Genomic DNA, 17880 nt, shown 5'->3' with positions numbered 1-17880 from the left:
ATTGACGTGAATTTTGCGGTACGGGGAAGACCTCTAGATGTCCATTTTCATGGTGCTTGTGATTGTCATGGCGATCGCCACGGCGGGATACTTCATCGGCCGCCAGCGCGCTGTCAGCAAAGAGGGCGGAAACGTCAAGCCGCATTCTCTGCCGCACTATCATGGATGGTGGGTTTTCTTGGCTTCTGCGCTGCCAGCTGTCCTTTTCATCGCAGTGTGGGCCGCCGCAACCGGCGTCTATCTGGAGCGCTCGGCCATTGCCGAGTTGCCAACGCGCACCGCCGACACTGTCATTGCCAGCCAAAGCCTTGAGCTCGGCATGGTCAGCGGGATTGCGCGCGGCCTGGACAGGCTTAGCGATGCAGAACGGGCCAATCTTCCGCAAACCTTTGCAGAACTACAGCCGCTTCTCGCCAGCAAGGGTGTGGCGCTTGCGACCGAGGGTCAGGATTATATGATCCCCATCGCCGTCGAGTGGAACAGGAATACCGCCTGGGCGAGCAGTGTCGGCGGAATTGTTGCGATAGTGCTGGCACTTGCCGGTGCGGTCTTCGGCCTCTCCGGGGTCAATGTCCGGGCTCGTGCGCGCAACAATGTGGAGCGCATCATTCTTGGCGCGCTCATTGCGGCGTCGGGTATCGCCATTCTGACGACCATCGGGATCATCCTGTCGATGCTGTTCCAGACGATAACCTTCTTCCAATCGGTTTCGCCTTCGACGTTCTTCTTCGGCACGGTCTGGGATCCACGCTTTGCGGCGGCGGGTTCCGGCGGTTCGCAAGGGCAGTTCGGCTTGGTCCCTCTGCTTGCTGGCACGCTTTATATCGCGTTCGTGGCCATGCTCTTCGCCGTGCCGGTCGGCTTGTTCGCCGCCATCTACATGGCGGAATATGCCAGCCGCAGCGTACGTTCCGTCGTCAAGCCGTTGCTTGAGGTGCTCGCCGGTATCCCGACGATTGTCTATGGTTTCTTCGCGCTCGTCACGGTCGGTCCATTCCTGCGCGACCTGAGCGCCGCGCTTTCCGGTGGTTATGCTTTTATCCAGGCACAGAGTGTTTTGACCGCAGGCATCGTCATGGGTGTCATGCTGATCCCCTTCGTCTCGTCGCTTTCCGACGACATCATCACCGCCGTTCCCGGTTCGCTGCGCGACGGGTCGCTCGGCCTCGGTTCGACCAAGTCCGAAACGATCCGCCGCGTGGTTCTTCCTGCAGCCTTGCCGGGCATAGTTGGCGCGCTGCTTTTAACCGCGTCACGCGCCATCGGCGAAACCATGATCGTTGTGCTGGCCGCCGGTGTTGCCGCCAACCTCAACATCAATCCGTTCGAAGCGATGACGACGATCACTGTCAAGATCGTCAATCAGCTGACGGGCGATCTCGAATTCAACTCACCGCAAACGCTGGTGGCGTTCGCCTTGGGCCTTACCCTCTTTTTCATCACTCTGGCGATGAACATCTTTGCGCTCTACATCGTGCGTAAGTATCGGGAGCAGTACGAATGACCGACATAGCCCTCAATCCCGCTGCACCAGCATCTGCACGTCCGGCGCGCCGTGACATTGGGCTGAAGCGCCGTTATGCCGCCGAACGCCGTTTCAAGCTCTACGGTATCACCGCGATTGCCATCGGTCTCTTCTTCCTGGTTGCCCTGATGTATTCGGTGTTTTCCAACGGTTACACGGCCTTCTGGCAGACCGAGGTCAACCTTGCGATCAATCTCGACCCGAAGATCATCGATCCCGACAACAAGCGTGCGACTGATCCGAACGTCCTGCTGACGGCCAATTATCCGATCCTGGCGCGCAATGCGCTCGCGGAAAAACTGGGCGTGCCGACGACGAACAAGCCCGCGATGCGTGAACTCGGCAAGCTGTTTTCAGAAGGGGTACGCGGACAATTGCGTGAGCTTGTCGTCGCCAATCCTTCGCTTATCGGCACGACGCAGAGCGTCTGGGTGCTGACCGGTGCTGACATCGATTCCGCTTTCAAGGGCCAGATCGATCTCACCGTCGATCAGACCCGCCGCAAGGTTTCAGACCAGCAGGTCGAGTGGATGAACAAGCTGAAGGGTGAGGGCGCGATGTCCCAGCGCTTCAATACCGGCCTCTTCACCTATGGCGCGTCGAGCCGCCCCGAGACATCTGGTCTTGGTGTTGCGCTCATCGGCTCGCTCTACATGATGCTGATCGTCCTGTGTCTCTCGTTGCCAATTGGTGTCGCAGCGTCCATCTATCTTGAGGAATACGCCAAGAAGAGCCGGCTGACGGACATCATCGAAGTCAACATCAATAATCTCGCGGCTGTTCCGTCGATCGTGTTCGGCCTTCTCGGATTGGCGGTCTTCATCAACTTCTTTCACATGCCGCGCTCGGCCTCGCTGGTTGGCGGTATGGTGCTGACGCTGATGACATTGCCGACGATCATCATCGCGACACGCGCAGCGCTGCGAGCCGTTCCGCCATCGATCCGCGCGGCGGCTCTGGGCGTCGGAGCGTCGAAAACCCAGATGGTTTTCCACCACGTTCTGCCGCTGGCAGCCCCCGGCATCCTGACCGGCACGATCATCGGTCTTGCGCATGCTCTCGGTGAAACGGCGCCGCTGCTTCTGATTGGCATGGTCGCTTTCGTCGCCAATGCTCCAGTTACGCCGCTCGATCCTTCAACGGCGCTGCCAGTCCAGATCTATATGTGGGCAAACGAGGCGGAGCGCGCCTTTGTCGAGCGTACGTCCGGCGCTATCATCGTGTTGTTGATTTTCCTAGCGGTCATGAACATCACAGCTATCATTCTGCGTCGCCGCTTCGAGCGGCGGTGGTAACGGGTCGGGAAAGGCTCTAATTATGAACCTGATGACGGAACGAAATCTCGAAAAAGCGGTAAATGACAAAATGAGCGCCCAGGGAAATGCGATCAAGATGCAGGGCAAGGACGTCACCGTCCACTATGGTGACAAGCAAGCCCTGTTCGGTGTCAGCCTCGATGTGCCGGAGAAGATGGTAACGGCACTGATCGGCCCCTCGGGCTGCGGCAAGTCCACTTTCCTGCGCAGCCTGAACCGCATGAACGACACGATCGAAGGCTGCAAGGTCGGCGGCCTTCTTACGCTCGATGACGAGGACATCTACAATCCAAAAATCGACGTGGTGGAACTCAGAGCCCGTGTCGGCATGGTATTCCAGAAGCCCAACCCCTTCCCGAAGTCGATCTTCGAGAACGTGGCTTATGGGCCACGTATTCATGGTCTTGCCAAGAACCGCCAGCAACTCGATGAAATCGTCGAAAAGAGCCTGCGCCGCGCCAGTCTGTTCGAAGAGGTGAAGGATCGCCTGCACGAAGCGGGTACGGGTCTTTCCGGCGGCCAGCAGCAGCGCTTGTGCATTGCGCGCGCCATCGCCGTTAGTCCGGAAGTCATCCTGATGGATGAGCCTTGCTCAGCGCTCGATCCCATCGCCACCGCCAAGGTGGAGGAACTGATCGACGAATTGCGTGAGAATTATACGATCGTCATTGTGACGCACTCGATGCAACAGGCGGCACGCGTATCGCAGCGTACGGCGATGTTCCATCTGGGCAATCTTGTCGAGGTAGGTGATACGGAAATGATGTTCACCAGCCCGACGGAAAAGCGCACGCAAGACTACATCACCGGACGCTTCGGCTGATCACGGGAAAGAGGTTGATATCATGACCGAACAGACAGCACAGCACACCGTCCGTTCCTACGACGAAGAACTGAAATTCCTGACGCACAAGATCGCCGAGATGGGCGGGCATGCGGAGCGCATGGTTGAACAGGCCGTCGCTGCCATGGTCAATTCGGACAATGCGCTCGCACAGCGAGTGATCTCGGATGATTTGATCCTTGATGCTGGTCAACGTGAGATCGACGAAAAGGCGATTACCATCATCGGCAAGCGCCAGCCCATGGCGATCGACCTGCGTGAAGTCATAGGCACGATCCGCATTTCATCGGATCTGGAACGGATCGGCGATCTTGGCAAGAACATTGCCAAGCGGGTGGTTGCGGTCACCGATACCAGGCAGACGCTCTCCGTCTATCGCGGGTTGCAGACCATTGCCGAACTTGCCTTGACGCAGCTCAAGGACGTTCTCGACGCCTATGCAACAAGGTCGGTCGCACAGGTCAACATCGTGCGCGAGCGCGACGACGAGATCGATGCGCTCTATACGTCATTGTTCCGCGAACTTCTGACCTACATGATGGAAGATCCGCGCAATATCTCAGCCTGCACGCATCTACTTTTCTGTGCCAAGAATATCGAACGCATCGGCGATCATGCGACGAACATTGCGGAGACAGTTTATTATATTGTGACGGGAACGCAGCTTCCTGCAGAGCGCCCGAAGGAAGATCAATCCCACACTATCGTGGTGGATGAACCTCTCGCATCCTAATTGAAGGTAGAAAATGGCTATAGCTCCCAAAATCACCGTTGTGGAAGACGAGGAAGCCTTGAGCGTCCTCCTCAGGTACAATCTTGAAGCTGAAGGCTATTCAGTCGAGACTATCGCACGCGGCGATGAAGCGGAGATAGCCTTGCGGGAGAAAGTGCCGGATCTGCTGATCCTGGACTGGATGCTGCCAGGCCTTTCCGGCATCGAATTGTGCCGGCGGCTGAGAGCCCGCCGCGAAACGGAAATCCTGCCAATCATCATGCTGACGGCACGCGGCGAGGAAAGCGAGCGGGTGCGCGGCCTTGCAACCGGCGCGGATGATTACATGGTCAAGCCGTTCTCTACGCCGGAGCTGCTTGCACGCATCAAATCCATGCTGCGCCGGGTCAACCCAAGCCTTCTGTCGCATGTGCTGAGCTTTGGCGATCTCAAGCTCGACCGCGAACAACACCGTGTCTACCGCAAGGAGCGCGAACTCAAACTTGGTCCGACGGAATTCCGCCTCCTGGAATTCCTGATGCAATCTCCCGGCCGTGTCTTTTCGCGCGGTCAGCTGCTCGACAATGTCTGGGGCGCCGACATTTATGTGGATGACCGCACTGTCGACGTGCATGTCGGGCGCTTGCGCAAGGCCATCAATATTGGCCGCTCCATCGATCCGATCCGCACAGTGCGCGGCGCAGGATATTCATTCGGCTAATTTATTGCAGGGTTATCTTTCCAGCCAGGCCAAGGAACCATTGTCTAACACCTTCGTTACTCTCGCGGTCGATTACTTGCGCAGCTCAGATTGCGTTTTAATCGCGAAACCGCCAAACGAATGGGAGTCTTACAATGGCCGAGAAGACACTGGACAAACTCTTTCATGAAACCCTGAAGGACATCTACTACGCCGAGCGCAAGATTCTAAAAGCCCTGCCGAAAATGGCTAGAGGTGCTGCGTCCCCGCAACTGAAAGCTGCTTTCGAGAAGCATCGGAACGAGACAGAGGTTCATGTCGAGCGTCTGCAACAGGTTTTTGAAATTTTCGGCAAACGTGCACAGGGCAAGACCTGCGAGGCGATTGAAGGCATTATCGCCGAGGGCGAGGAAATCCTGGACGAATTCAAGGGTCAACCTGCGATGGATGCCGGACTGGCATCCGCAGCGCAGGCTGTCGAACATTATGAGATTGCGCGATACGGAACCTTGGCGCGCTGGGCCGGGGATTTGAATATGCCTGACGCAAAGAAACTGCTGGGCGCAACCTTGCAGGAGGAAATCGCCACCGACGCAGCACTGTCAAAACTGGCCGAAGGCTCGCTAAACCGGGCCGCAGCTGCCTGACCATCTGCAAAGCGCTCCGTTGAGGGCGGAGCGTTTTCTTATTGGAGAACATCGTGGCAGCCGGGTTGCGATACGGGCCGATCGGTCGAAGTGCTGTTCATCTCTGCGTGGATATGCAGCGCATTTTTTCTGGTGATAGCCCTTGGGCGATGGGGTGGTTCCAAAGGGTGTTGCCCAATATCGAATTGATAGCCGGGCAGCACCCTTCACAAAATATCTTCACCCGATTCATTCCTGCCGACAGGCCTGGAGAGGGTCCTGGTCTTTGGTCCAAATATTATACCCGCTGGGCCGATATGACCTTGAGCCGACTGGATGAGCACAGTGTTGAGCTTGTGGATGAACTCGCCCGTTTCATCCCACCCGCCCGGGTCTTTGACAAACGCGTGTATTCTCCCTGGCATAACAATTCGCTCTATGCCGAGCTGTACGAGCGTCGCACGGACACTCTCGTCATCACGGGCGGGGAGACTGATGTATGCGTGCTTTCCACTGTTCTCGGAGCAGTCGATTTCGGCTTCAGGGTGATCGTTGTAACGGACGCAATCTGCAGTTCGTCCGATGAAGCGCATGATGCCATGCTGACGCATTATCATCAGCGATATTCTCAGCAGATCGAAACGGCCACGACCGATATGGTTCTCGGCAGCTGGACAATCTGACTGTTGTTGCCTTTTCTATCTCTGCCGTTCCCATGGCGGGACAAACCTTCCATCCAGATATTCATCCAGGTAACCCGAATGCACCGGGATGGCGAGATCTGATGATTTGAGGAATGCAAACGCCCAGCCTGCCTGGTTGCCATTCTCGTCGCAGATTTTAATCGACTTGCGAAAATTACCAGGCAATCCAACGGATTCGAGGGCGTCGAGCAGAGGTAACCGGCTTTCGGCGATGTCATAGAGTTCGCCTTTGACACGAAGACCGGTCCCCGGCAAATCCAGCATCATCGGAGCGAACCAGGATCCGGCAATGAGCATGGGAAACCGCTCGACTGTACGGTAGTTTCCAAGAAACAAGGCATCGTTCAGACCATGGGCATGCAGCGGGAAACCTTTCTTTAAAGTACCGAAAGCGAATATTCTCATTGGAACTCTGCAACGAACTTGCCAAATCCAGTCAGGCCGTGGGCCGAGCGGATTTGGAGAACCTGTACATGGACCGGCAGCTCGATCAGGAATTCACTATCCCGGGCGAGATGATGGATGCTGTTGGGGTCACCTCCGGTAAAGCGCGCCATCGACCCTACGTCCTCCCAATAAGAAATCGTCATGAATTCGGTCTCGTCCTCCCGGTCCTCACGTAAGGTTTGCACCCCGAGCGCCTTTTCAATTAGCGGCTTGATGCCGGCTTCGTAGTTGTAGGCCTCGTATTCGTCCGCGTGTTCCGGCCGGGTTCGGCCACGCCAAATGCGGGCAATCGTCGGTCGTTTGGTCATCTCGTTTTCCCTTGGTTGTGCTGTTCGTCGAAAACGCCAGATCCAAGCAGATAGTTCCTCCACTACGTCAGGAACAATTCGGGATGCTGCGGGTTAGGGTCAGAAGCGACGAAGGAGATTCAGATGGCACAGGGAAATCTTTCACGCCATGAAACAGCCGGTAACACGACTGCGAAACGGCACCGTGAAATTCAAGCTCAGATTGATAAGATCGACGAACGCAAGGGTAGTTCTGCTAAGGAAAAAGCGCCGCAAACTGGCGCCCGTGCTTACCCGGTTCCGCCATTTCCAAGACAGCATTTAAAGAAACCGGGCATCGAGGCTACCATAGAGCCAGCGCCGATGTACGATGCGCCCTACTATGAGGGTTCGAAGAAACTTGATGGCAAAGTCGCATTGATCACGGGCGGCGATTCCGGCATCGGACGCGCGGTTGCTGTTCTCTATGCGCGTGAAGGCGCCGATGTGGTCATCGTGCATCTCGATGAAGAGCGTGATGCGGACAAGACAAGGAAACTGGTCGAGAAGGAAGGCGGGCGTTGTCTCGTTATCGCGGGGGATGTTCGAAAGCGAGACTTTTGCGAGGATGCGGTTAAACAGACGATCAAAACCTTCGGTGAAATCGACGTCCTCGTCAACAACGCTGCATTCCAGCTGCACACCGATGATTTCCAGGATTTGACTGAAGAGCACTTTGACGAAACGATCAAGACCAACCTCTATGGCTATTTCTTTCTTGCCCAGGCGGCAGCGCGCGAGATGAAACCAGGATCGGCGATCATCAACACGGGCTCCGTTACAGGGTTTATGGGCAGTAAGAATCTCATCGATTATTCCATGACCAAGGGCGGTATTCACGCCTTCACCCGGGCGCTTTCAGGAAACTTGCTTTCCCGTGGCATTCGCGTCAACGCCGTTGCGCCAGGTCCCGTCTGGACGCCGCTCAATCCAGCCGACAAGGCGGCCGGGGATGTTTCGAAATTTGGTTCGGATACGCCGATGAAGCGGCCCGCTCAACCCGAAGAACTTGCACCCGCTTATGTCTTTCTGGCGTCGTCCCATTGCTCAAGCTACATCACTGGCGAGATACTGCCCGTAGTTGGCGGTTATTAGGAGGGCGGTATGAAACTCAAGGCGCTCGCCCTCAATGGCACGTTGAAGAGCGAAGGGGAGTCCTCAACGCAAAGGATGATCGACTTGGTGCTGGAAGCGCTGCAGCAGCACGACGTCGAGGGAACCAGCGTCCGGCTCGCCGAGCTGAATATCAAGCCGGGTGTGACTTCGGATGAAGGTAGTGGAGATGCCTGGCCGGACATCCGCAAGCGGATACTGGGTTCGCACATTCTCGTCATGGGAACGCCGATCTGGCTCGGCCAACCGTCGAGTGTGTGCAAACGGGCTCTTGAACGTATGGACGCCTTTCTCGAAGAGACAGACGAGGCGGGCAGGATGGTGTCTTATGGCCGCGTTGCGGCGGTTGCTGTCGTTGGCAATGAGGACGGTGCGCACCACGTCTCCGCCGAGCTTTTTCAGGCGCTCAATGACGTCGGATTCTCATTGGCGCCGAATGCCGTTGCCTATTGGGTCGGTGAAGCCATGGGACGCACAGATTTCACCGATCTCAGGAAAGTGCCGGATGTTGTAACGAATGCAGTTGATATGCTGGCGCGCAACACTGCGCATCTGGCCAGACAGCTGGCTGTAAACCAGTATCCCGGCAAGGGATAGAAATTTTCTCTAGATTATTTCGTCGGATTTCAGAGGTTTGGGCGAGTTCTGATTGGCCGGACCGTGAAGAATTTGTCCAGGCTCGTCAAGCCGGGTAATCACCCCTTTTTCCATACGGAAGACACCGTGTTGCCCACCTTGCCGGGCAAAATCGGTTTCGAGATCGCCCCACGAGCCAAGAAAATTGCCGCAGGAACTACAGTGTATCGGCGAGTTCGAATCTACATCTGCCGGTATGTTCAGATAGATTGTACCACAGTTTGCGCATTCCAATTTGTGGTCCAGCCTTTGGCCCATCCGCGTACCCTTTTACGTTATTCACGCAAGAACAGTACGCCGTTTGTGGACAAGCGCAATTGTATGTCCACCAGTAGACATAGAAGCAATAAAGTCTCCGGACGGCCCTTCAGGTGCGGCCGAATTCCTTCCTTAGTTCGTCCTTGGCGCGCTCCAATACATTCTTTTGTTTGTCGGGCAAATTGTGGCCCGCACGATTAATATAGAACGTCAACATCGACGTGGCAGACCGGTATGGGCTTGATTTGCGTCGTTCCGACTGCTCTGCGGACCGCTTAAGCGAGACGGCAATCGTGTGCGGGTCATCCTGCTCGAAGACATGGGCCTCAAGGTCCAGCGCGTCACTATGCTCGGTGACATCCTTTGACCATTTCTCTTTTGGCTTCCCGGCCATTTTTAAACCTCCAAAGGCTGTTCACTCGAATGTTACTTTCTGCGGATCGAATGCCCCATGACCCCGGATTGCACCGACGTCCGGTTTAGGGTCTTCATAGGCCCACATGGCATCTTTGGCGGACTCGCCCTGACCTGTGACCCGCCAGTAGGATGCGGTTCCCTTCCACGGGCATTTCGTGCTGGTCTCGGTCTTTTCCAGATGAGCGAAATAGATATCGTCGAAAGGAATATAGAGAATGGGATTGTGCCCGGGCTCCAGTAGTTCCAATGCCCGTTCCGTCGAAGCTATAACGACATCGTGGAATCGTACCGTCACGGGGTGAGAATATGGTTTGATCGTGATGCCGCTATCCATGGTCGGTTCCTTTTCGCAATTGAATGACCGGAGCTTCGTCGAGTCTCAAGACGCAAGGAAGCAAAATGTTCCCGGTGAATTGAAAAAATGAACAATCCAGCAGAGGCCATTCCTACGGAACTTCGGCATTCTGAGCGCGTTAAAAAAGGCAAGGAGAAATACCCAATGGCGGAGACCAGATTACTTACGGATCATCAGGAGATAAGGGACTGGGCAGCGGCGCGATCTGGCATACCGGCAATTCGCGATCCCGAGGAGCTCATCGGCAGCGACGAACCTGTGCTTTCCATCCAGTTCGGTCAGCATGCCTATGAGGATGATGATCGCCAGGGCGCCGATCGTCCTGAGGATTTGGGCGGGCCGCGCCTGGTCGAATGGGATGAGTGGTTCACATTGTTCGATCAGAGCGGCCTCGGTCTCGTGGTTGCGGAGGATACGCCAGGCCAACGCGACGAATTTCACGAAATCGTTCGCAGATAGACGCCGGATGGATCGTTATGGACAAGCCTTATCTTTTGGGGGACGAAGGCTCCACCGCACATTCCTTGAGCGAACTCAAATCTGAGGCAGAGCGGTGCACGCGGTGCGATCTTTATAAAAATGCCACTCAAACGGTATTTGGCGAGGGTTCGAGAGATGCGGAAACCGTCCTCGTCGGCGAACAGCCGGGTGACAAGGAGGACCTTGCCGGCCGTCCGTTTGTGGGGCCAGCCGGCGGTGTGCTCGATAAATCCCTGGCCGAAGCCGGTATCGAGCGCGATCGCTGTTATGTCACCAATACCGTCAAGCATTTCAAATTCGAGCCGCGGGGCAAGCGCCGACTGCACTCCAAGCCGAACGCCGGCGAGATACGAATTTGCTCATGGTGGCTCAGAAGCGAGTTGGAGCTTATCAAGCCGAAAATAGTCGTTGCGTTGGGAGCTACGGCTGCCAACTGTCTAATCGGCAGCTCAGTTCGGATAACGAGGGACCGGCGCAGAATATTTCATTCCGATGGACTGCCGCCGGTGCTGGTCACCATACATCCCTCATACATTCTGAGACTACGTGACAGGGATCAAGCAGATATCGAAACGCGCGAATTCATCCGCGATCTGACGGAAATAAGGAAGTTTCTCTCGATCCACTAGCCGTTACGACTCTTCATGATAGATGCGATCAGTGGCCCGATCGCGAGCTTCCCGTTCATAACGGCTCAGCCGGCGCTGTCTCATTCCGAGCGCCAGTAACAGGCCCAATATGAAGGGCCCACCAATCAGTACCAGAAGCCATGAATACTCAGCCATGATTGCACTCCTGTTTCGGCTCTAACCGACGAGCGCACAATAGGTTCCCGATTAAGGTGTGGAGGGTGTGACCCGCCAAACAGTGTTGCCAACATCATCTGCCACCAGAAGAGCGCCGGCCTTGTCGATGGCGACGCCTACTGGTCGACCGAGAGCCTTATCGCCATCGACAAAACCTGTCAGTATATCTTGCGGGGGTCCATTTGGTTTGCCATTGCTGAACGGAACAAAGATAACCTTATATCCGCTGCGGGGCTTGCGGTTCCAAGAGCCGTGCTGGCCGACAAACGCGCCGTTCTTGTATTCAGGGCCAAACAGTGAACCCGTATAGAAGGTCAAACCCAGCGAAGCCGTATGTGGTCCAAGTGCATAGTCCGGCTTGATCGCCTTGGCTACAAGCTCCGGGTTTTGCGGGCTGACCCGCGCATCGACATTCTGGCCATAATAGCTGTATGGCCAGCCATAAAATCCGCCATCCTTAACCGACGTCATATAGTCCGGAACAAGATCGCTGCCGATCTCGTCGCGCTCATTGACAGCGACCCAGAGTGCGCCACTGTCGGGGTTCCAGGATAATCCGTTCGGGTTTCGCAGACCCCACGCAAAAAGCCTGGTTTTCTTCGTGTTCAGATCAATCTCGAGGACGGCAGCCCGGTTGGCTTCTGCATCGATACCGTTCTCGCCGACATTGCTGTTCGATCCGACCGTCGCATAGAGCTTCGTCCCGTCGGGGCTGGCAATCACATCTTTCGTCCAGTGATGATTGATCGGCCCACCCGGCAGATTCGCGATCTTTTCGGGTGCCGCTGTAACCTTTATCTCGCCATCGCTATAGGGATAAGCAACGATCGCATCAGTATTGGCGACATAAAGCTTGCCACGAGAAAGGGCCATTCCAAAGGGCGAATTCAGGTTCTCAAGAAAGGTTTCCTTCATCTCGGCCACGCCGTCATTGTCGGCGTCGCGCAGTAGCGTGATCCGGTTCGCGCTTGTCACCCCCGCACCCGCCCTGCCCATGATGAGGCCTTCGACCCAACTGCGGATGCTGAAGGACCGGTTCTGCCGCGGCGGCGCATTGGTTTCAGCTACAAGCACATCGCCATTGGGCAGGACATGCAGCCAGCGTGGATGATCAAGGTCTTTTGCGAAGGCAGCAACTTTCATCCCTGCTGCCACTGCCGGCGTTTTGCCTTCCGGCCAAGCGGAAGCCTCGGCGATGTTGACCGTTGCGATAGGTTTGGGGTTCGGCGGTGGCAGAGTCGGGTCGGGGCCATATCCTTGTTCGATGGGTACGGTCGCGGTCTCTCGCGAATAGAAATAGACGCCCGCCGCTGCGAGCAGTGCGAGCACCAGCAATGCCCCGATAATGAGAAATGCAGTTTTCATGGCTGATCCTTGAAATGGAGACCCTGAAGTTGTGCAACGCACGACAATGAGCAAAGTTGCCGTAAGCGATGCGGTAAACTTGCGAAACTCGTGCCCTGACCAACGAGAGGCCTCTTGGGTCCAGCCTCAATAGATTTCAAATCCTTATAGTTTTTTTATTTCTTCTCCCTTTGTCCCGTCTCGAACTTTTATGGCGTTCTGAGCCATATTCCGCCGCGATCAGCGAGCTTGGCAGTGTTGCCACCGCCCCATCTGATTGGACCATTCATGCATCAATAAGGAGTTCTATCGATGGACATTGCTGTTCTTGGGATAGGTATTTTGTTCCTCGTGCTTTCGCTGGCTTACACCAAAGCCTGCGACAGGCTGTGACCTGAAGGAACGGAAAATGACTATCGACTATATTCTCGGCGGCGCCGTGACCCTGTTCCTTCTCGCCTATCTCACCTACGCCCTCGTTCGTCCGGAGCGCTTCTAAGAACCTTTTGCCAATCCATCCCGATGGACGTCTGCAGTGGTTTCTGCGCTTCCGGTGCTCTGGACGAGAAAGTCCACTGCGTCGGTTCTCGAGAACCGCACCAGCTCCCTCGACAAGCTGAATTCTCAAACGGTCTCCAGCGCACTACCGGCCAAGGCCCGGAAAGCTACACCATGACTCTCAACGGTTGGATACAGATCCTCGTCTTCTGCGGGATCATCATTGTGCTCGTGAAACCGCTCGGCGGCTACATGACGCGCGTCTTCAACGGCGATCGCACATTCCTTTCGCCAATCCTCGTTCCCGTGGAGCGAGGTCTTTACCGCATAGCCGGCACAAACGAACGCGAGGAGCAGCATTGGACCACTTATACGGCGGCGCTACTGTTCTTCAGCTTGGCCGGCTTTGTCGTTCTCTATTTCCTCCAGCGGTTCCAGGGAGCGCTTCCCTACAATCCTGCCGGAATGGGTGCAACGGAACCCGGACTCGCATTCAACACGGCCGTCAGCTTCGTGACTAATACGAACTGGCAGAATTACGGCGGCGAAAGCACGATGTCGTATCTCGTGCAGATGGCAGGCTTTACCGTTCAGAATTTCGTCTCGGCAGCAACCGGTATCGCCATCGCGATCGCGTTGATCCGCGGTTTCACCAGAGCTTCCGGCCGGTCGATCGGCAACTTCTGGATCGATCTGACCAGATGCACGCTCTATATTCTCCTGCCCATCTGCATAGTGCTGACGTTGATCTACGTCTATCTCGGCGTTCCGCAAACGCTTGGAACTTATGTGGATGCCACGACGCTGGAAGGCGCCAAGCAGACGATCGCCGTCGGTCCGGTTGCTTCGCAGCTTGCGATCAAGATGCTCGGCACCAATGGCGGCGGCTTCTTTAACGTGAATTCGGCGCATCCTTTCGAAAATCCCGATGCCATCTCGAACCTTATCCAGATGGTTACGATCTTTGCGATCGGCGCGGCTTTGACCAATGTGTTCGGCCGCATGGCTGGTAACCAGCGTCAAGGCTGGGCGATCTTTACTGCCATGGGCGTGATGTTCCTGGCGGGTGTGATCGTCTGCTACTGGGGTGAGGCCGCCGGCAATCCGCTGGTCCATGCTCTCGGAATTGATGGCGGCAATATGGAAGGCAAGGAGACACGCTTCGGCATAGCCTTGTCGGCACTATTCGCGGTCATTACGACAGCCGCCTCCTGCGGTGCGGTCAATGCGATGCATGACAGCTTCATGGCGATCAGTGGCATGATCCCCCTCATCAACATGATGCTGGGTGAAGTGATTGTCGGCGGCGTTGGTGCCGGTCTCTATGGTATCCTGCTCTACGTCATCATTGCAGTCTTCGTGGCTGGTCTGATGGTCGGCCGCACGCCGGAATATCTTGGCAAGAAGATCGAGGCCAAGGAGGTCAAGATGGCCATGCTGGCCGTTCTGGTACTGCCTTTGGCGATGCTGGGCTTCACGGCCATAGCCAGCGTTCTGCCTTCCGCTGTGGCTTCCATTGCTAACGCCGGTCCGCATGGCTTCTCGGAGATACTGTACGCCTATACCTCTGCAGCGGCGAACAACGGTTCGGCCTTCGGTGGCCTTACGGGTAACACACCCTGGTACAACATTACGCTCGGTATCGGGATGTGGATGGGCCGTTTCTTTGTCATCATTCCAGCCTTGGCGATCGCCGGTTCGCTGGTTGCCAAGAAAACCGTTCCGGAATCCGCGGGTACCTTTCCGACCCACGGCGGCCTGTTTGTTGGTCTGCTCGTCGGTGTCATCCTGATTGTCGGCGGTCTCACTTTCTTCCCGGCGCTGGCAGTCGGCCCGATCGTCGAGCATCTCGCCATCGGCCTCGGGCAGACATTCTGATGGCCCCCGCCATGCGTAACGGATACCTGCAATTCAATCTCAAGTCCCGCGCTGGAAATTTGGCGCGGGGAGCAGAAAAGCGTGTGCGCGCTTCCGACATCATTCTCGGCGTGACGCTGATAATGTTGTTCGTCTGGCTCGCCGCATACGGGTTTATCCACATTCACAACTGGAGTCTCAAATGAGCCAGTCCAAATCAGCGAGTCTCATGGACTCATCCATCTTGGTACCTGCTATCGGTGGCGCTTTCAAAAAGCTGAACCCGCGCAGCCTCATCCGAAACCCTGTGATGTTCGTCGTCGCCGTGGTTTCAGCCCTGACGACCGTGCTTTTCGTCAAGGACATTGCAACTGGCGGACAGAGCCTCGGTTTCTCCTTCCAGATCATCATCTGGTTGTGGTTCACCGTGCTCTTTGCCAACTTCGCTGAAGCCGTGGCCGAGGGGCGCGGCAAAGCGCAGGCAGATTCGTTGCGCAAGGCGCGGACCGAAACCCAGGCGAAGCTTCTTTCCGGCGATGACCGCACCAATTTCGAGCTGGTGCCGGGCGCGAGCCTGAAGGTTGGCGACATCGTCCTCGTCGATGCAGGTGACATCATCCCGTCTGACGGCGAGGTTGTCGAAGGTATCGCCTCGGTCAATGAATCGGCTATTACCGGCGAGTCCGCTCCCGTCATTCGCGAGTCCGGCGGTGACCGTTCTGCTGTGACCGGTGGTACGCAGGTCCTGTCCGATTGGCTGCGCGTTCGCATTACCGCAGCCGCAGGTTCGACCTTCATCGACCGGATGATCGCACTCGTCGAAGGTGCCGAGCGCCAGAAGACGCCAAATGAGATCGCGCTCAATATCCTTCTTGCAGGCATGACGCTGATCTTCGTTCTTGCTACGGCGACAATTCCGAGCTTTGCCTCCTATGCAGGCGGCGCCATCCCGGTCGTCGTTCTTGTTGCCCTGTTCGTGACGCTGATCCCGACGACGATCGGCGCATTGCTGTCGGCGATCGGTATCGCGGGCATGGATCGTCTTATCCAGTTCAATGTGCTGGCAATGTCTGGGCGCGCCGTTGAAGCAGCGGGCGACGTCGATACGCTGCTCCTCGACAAGACCGGCACGATCACCTTCGGCAATCGTCAGGCGACCGAGTTCTTGCCCGTCAAGGGCGTATCGGAACAGGAGCTTGCCGATGCCGCACAGCTTGCTTCGCTGGCGGACGAAACCCCGGAAGGGCGCTCGATCGTCGTACTGGCCAAGGAAAAATACGGCATACGAGCCCGGGACATGCAGACACTGCATGCGACCTTTGTGCCCTTCACCGCACAGAGCCGTATGAGCGGTGTCGATATCGATGGCTCATCGATCCGCAAGGGCGCCGTCGACGCTGTTCTTACCTATGCCAATCAGATGTCGCTTGCGACGCCCGGAGCTGGCGGAACCGTTGTTGCGACACGCGCCACGGCCGAGACCATTCGTGATCTGCAGGCTATCGCCGACCAGATCGCCAAGGGTGGCGGCACTCCGCTCGCGGTTGTCCGCGATGGCAAGCTGCTTGGCATCATATACTTGAAGGATATCGTCAAGGGCGGCATTCGCGAACGTTTCGCCGAGCTGCGCCGCATGGGCATCCGCACCGTGATGATCACCGGCGACAACCCGCTTACCGCTGCTGCCATTGCAGCGGAAGCCGGCGTCGACGATTTCCTCGCGCAGGCGACGCCGGAAAACAAGCTCACGCTGATCCGCAATGAGCAGTCGAAGGGCAAGCTTGTGGCCATGTGCGGTGACGGTACCAATGATGCCCCGGCACTCGCCCAGGCAGATGTGGGTGTCGCCATGAACACCGGTACTGTTGCAGCCCGCGAAGCTGGCAACATGGTCGATCTGGACAGCGATCCTACCAAGCTGATCGAGATCGTCGGCATCGGCAAGCAGTTGCTGATGACCCGCGGTGCGTTGACGACCTTCTCGATTGCCAATGATATCGCCAAATACTTCGCCATTATTCCGGCGATGTTCCTAGCGTTTTATCCGCAGCTTGGCGCACTCAATATCATGGGACTGCAGACACCCCAGAGCGCCATCCTGTCGGCCATCATCTTCAATGCACTCATCATCGTCGCGCTTATCCCGTTGTCGCTGAAAGGCGTCAAATACCGGGCTGTCGGTGCTGGCTCACTGCTGAGGCGCAACCTTCTGATTTATGGCCTCGGCGGCGTCATTGTCCCCTTCGTCGGCATCAAAGCTATCGACGTGTTCATCACAAGCCTCGGCTTGGCGTAAAGGATTATTCCAATGTTAAAACAACTCAAACCCGCGATTATCATGATCATCGCCTTCACGGTCATAACCGGCCTTATCTATCCTTTGGGCATGACCGGCATCGCTCAGGTCCTGTTCCCGCGGCAGGCCAATGGCAGCCTCATCGAGAAGAACGGTACCGTCATCGGTTCCGAACTGATCGGTCAGGCCTTCGCCGCCGACAAGTACTTCCACGGCAGGCCATCTGCTGCGGGTGACGGGTACAATGCCGCGGCGTCCAGTGGGTCCAATCTTGGACCGACAAATCCGAAATTGATCGATCGTATCAAGACGGATCTTGCCGCCTTGCAGGCAACCAACCCGAATACTCCAGTGCCGATGGATCTCGTTACCACCTCAGCTAGTGGTCTGGATCCGCACGTCTCGCCGGAAGGAGCCTATTTTCAGGTACCGCGCGTCGCCAAGGCGCGTGGTATAGATGAAACCCGCATCCGCCAGTTGGTCGATCAGAACGTCCAGGGCCGCGAGCTCGATTTCATGGGGGAGCCGGTGGTGAATGTGCTGGCGCTGAACCAGGCACTTGATGGCCTGACGACACAGTAGTTGAATGCGTGCCGGGGATCTGCAACCGCAAACCCCGG

The 17880-nt window shown here is 56.5% G+C and carries 22 protein-coding genes; 16 read left to right on the top strand and 6 right to left on the bottom strand.

Going from position 1 to position 17880, the window contains the following annotated elements; all coding sequences use genetic code 11:
* Window positions 1-37 precede the first annotated feature (37 nt).
* The 7 genes from pstC (at window position 38) to C7476_RS17210 (ending at window position 6406) form a co-directional block, all read left to right on the top strand.
* Complete coding sequence (pstC, locus tag C7476_RS17240; RefSeq protein ID WP_114431133.1) at window positions 38-1504, top strand: phosphate ABC transporter permease subunit PstC; 1467 nt, start codon at window positions 38-40, stop codon at window positions 1502-1504.
* Window positions 1501-2820 (top strand): phosphate ABC transporter permease PstA, encoded by a 1320-nt coding sequence (pstA, locus tag C7476_RS17235; RefSeq protein WP_114431132.1) that lies wholly within the window; start codon window positions 1501-1503, stop codon window positions 2818-2820. Before pstC ends, pstA begins: the two co-directional genes overlap by 4 nt.
* Window positions 2821-2890: 70 nt before the next feature.
* Window positions 2891-3664: a phosphate ABC transporter ATP-binding protein PstB gene (gene pstB / locus C7476_RS17230; RefSeq protein ID WP_245426403.1), complete on the top strand. Its 774-nt coding sequence runs from the start codon at window positions 2891-2893 to the stop codon at window positions 3662-3664.
* A gap of 22 nt (window positions 3665-3686) precedes the next feature.
* Complete coding sequence (phoU, locus tag C7476_RS17225; RefSeq protein ID WP_112523958.1) at window positions 3687-4418, top strand: phosphate signaling complex protein PhoU; 732 nt, start codon at window positions 3687-3689, stop codon at window positions 4416-4418.
* Window positions 4419-4431: 13 nt separating this feature from the next.
* A complete protein-coding gene (gene phoB, locus C7476_RS17220; protein WP_181872484.1) occupies window positions 4432-5118 on the top strand; it encodes a phosphate regulon transcriptional regulator PhoB in 687 nt (228 codons plus the stop codon).
* Between the two features lie 134 nt (window positions 5119-5252).
* Complete coding sequence (locus tag C7476_RS17215; protein ID WP_114431131.1) at window positions 5253-5744, top strand: YciE/YciF ferroxidase family protein; 492 nt, start codon at window positions 5253-5255, stop codon at window positions 5742-5744.
* A 53-nt stretch (window positions 5745-5797) separates the two neighbouring features.
* Window positions 5798-6406 carry a cysteine hydrolase family protein gene (locus tag C7476_RS17210; RefSeq protein ID WP_342633349.1) on the top strand — a complete coding sequence of 203 codons (609 nt, stop codon included), beginning with the start codon at window positions 5798-5800 and terminating at the stop codon, window positions 6404-6406.
* A 15-nt stretch (window positions 6407-6421) separates the two neighbouring features.
* Here the strand turns inward: C7476_RS17210 and C7476_RS17205 are convergent, their stop codons facing one another.
* Window positions 6422-6832: a gamma-glutamylcyclotransferase family protein gene (locus tag C7476_RS17205; protein ID WP_114431130.1), complete on the bottom strand. Its 411-nt coding sequence runs from the start codon at window positions 6830-6832 to the stop codon at window positions 6422-6424.
* Complete coding sequence (locus tag C7476_RS17200; protein WP_114431129.1) at window positions 6829-7182, bottom strand: antibiotic biosynthesis monooxygenase family protein; 354 nt, start codon at window positions 7180-7182, stop codon at window positions 6829-6831. The genes C7476_RS17205 and C7476_RS17200 overlap by 4 nt, the downstream gene beginning before the upstream one ends.
* Window positions 7183-7305: 123 nt before the next feature.
* On the opposite strand from C7476_RS17200, the gene C7476_RS17195 reads away from it, so the two are divergent.
* Window positions 7306-8295: an SDR family oxidoreductase gene (locus tag C7476_RS17195; RefSeq protein WP_114431128.1), complete on the top strand. Its 990-nt coding sequence runs from the start codon at window positions 7306-7308 to the stop codon at window positions 8293-8295.
* Window positions 8296-8304: 9 nt separating this feature from the next.
* Entirely contained in the window at window positions 8305-8910 is a 606-nt protein-coding gene (locus tag C7476_RS17190) for a flavodoxin family protein (protein WP_114431127.1), read from the top strand.
* A 406-nt stretch (window positions 8911-9316) separates the two neighbouring features.
* On the opposite strand, the gene C7476_RS17180 is transcribed toward C7476_RS17190, so the two are convergent.
* The gene (locus tag C7476_RS17180) at window positions 9317-9601 is read right to left on the bottom strand and encodes a DUF3175 domain-containing protein (protein WP_114431125.1); all 285 of its coding nucleotides are present in this window, start codon (window positions 9599-9601) and stop codon (window positions 9317-9319) included.
* A gap of 21 nt (window positions 9602-9622) precedes the next feature.
* Window positions 9623-9958: a DUF427 domain-containing protein gene (locus tag C7476_RS17175; protein WP_114431124.1), complete on the bottom strand. Its 336-nt coding sequence runs from the start codon at window positions 9956-9958 to the stop codon at window positions 9623-9625.
* Window positions 9959-10123: 165 nt separating this feature from the next.
* On the opposite strand from C7476_RS17175, the gene C7476_RS17170 reads away from it, so the two are divergent.
* Window positions 10124-10438 carry a hypothetical protein gene (locus C7476_RS17170; RefSeq protein WP_114431223.1) on the top strand — a complete coding sequence of 105 codons (315 nt, stop codon included), beginning with the start codon at window positions 10124-10126 and terminating at the stop codon, window positions 10436-10438.
* A 17-nt stretch (window positions 10439-10455) separates the two neighbouring features.
* Complete coding sequence (locus tag C7476_RS17165) at window positions 10456-11088, top strand: UdgX family uracil-DNA binding protein (RefSeq protein WP_114431123.1); 633 nt, start codon at window positions 10456-10458, stop codon at window positions 11086-11088.
* A gap of 3 nt (window positions 11089-11091) precedes the next feature.
* Here the strand turns inward: C7476_RS17165 and C7476_RS28200 are convergent, their stop codons facing one another.
* Both C7476_RS28200 and C7476_RS17160 read right to left on the bottom strand, forming a co-directional pair.
* Window positions 11092-11244, bottom strand: coding sequence for a hypothetical protein (locus C7476_RS28200; RefSeq protein ID WP_181872483.1), 153 nt, complete (start codon window positions 11242-11244; stop codon window positions 11092-11094).
* Window positions 11245-11295: 51 nt separating this feature from the next.
* The gene (locus tag C7476_RS17160; protein WP_114431122.1) at window positions 11296-12630 is read right to left on the bottom strand and encodes a PQQ-dependent sugar dehydrogenase; all 1335 of its coding nucleotides are present in this window, start codon (window positions 12628-12630) and stop codon (window positions 11296-11298) included.
* A 388-nt stretch (window positions 12631-13018) separates the two neighbouring features.
* On the opposite strand from C7476_RS17160, the gene C7476_RS17155 reads away from it, so the two are divergent.
* The 5 genes from C7476_RS17155 to kdpC all read left to right on the top strand — a co-directional run bounded on the left by C7476_RS17155 (window position 13019) and on the right by kdpC (window position 17842).
* Window positions 13019-13108, top strand: coding sequence for a K(+)-transporting ATPase subunit F (locus C7476_RS17155; RefSeq protein WP_100003438.1), 90 nt, complete (start codon window positions 13019-13021; stop codon window positions 13106-13108).
* Window positions 13109-13281: 173 nt separating this feature from the next.
* Window positions 13282-14985 (top strand): potassium-transporting ATPase subunit KdpA, encoded by a 1704-nt coding sequence (gene kdpA / locus C7476_RS17150; RefSeq protein ID WP_114431121.1) that lies wholly within the window; start codon window positions 13282-13284, stop codon window positions 14983-14985.
* The gene (locus C7476_RS17145) at window positions 14985-15170 is read left to right on the top strand and encodes a hypothetical protein (protein WP_114431120.1); all 186 of its coding nucleotides are present in this window, start codon (window positions 14985-14987) and stop codon (window positions 15168-15170) included. Before kdpA ends, C7476_RS17145 begins: the two co-directional genes overlap by 1 nt.
* The gene (gene kdpB / locus C7476_RS17140; protein WP_114431119.1) at window positions 15167-17260 is read left to right on the top strand and encodes a potassium-transporting ATPase subunit KdpB; all 2094 of its coding nucleotides are present in this window, start codon (window positions 15167-15169) and stop codon (window positions 17258-17260) included. The genes C7476_RS17145 and kdpB overlap by 4 nt, the downstream gene beginning before the upstream one ends.
* A gap of 12 nt (window positions 17261-17272) precedes the next feature.
* Window positions 17273-17842: a potassium-transporting ATPase subunit KdpC gene (gene kdpC / locus C7476_RS17135; protein ID WP_114431118.1), complete on the top strand. Its 570-nt coding sequence runs from the start codon at window positions 17273-17275 to the stop codon at window positions 17840-17842.
* Window positions 17843-17880: the final 38 nt, after the last annotated feature.

Origin of the sequence: Phyllobacterium bourgognense, from assembly GCF_003337575.1 — a bacterium.
GTDB lineage: Bacteria > Pseudomonadota > Alphaproteobacteria > Rhizobiales > Rhizobiaceae > Phyllobacterium > Phyllobacterium bourgognense.
The sequence above is the reverse complement of the archived record's forward strand: the minus strand, read 5'-3'. Positions and strand labels throughout refer to the sequence as shown.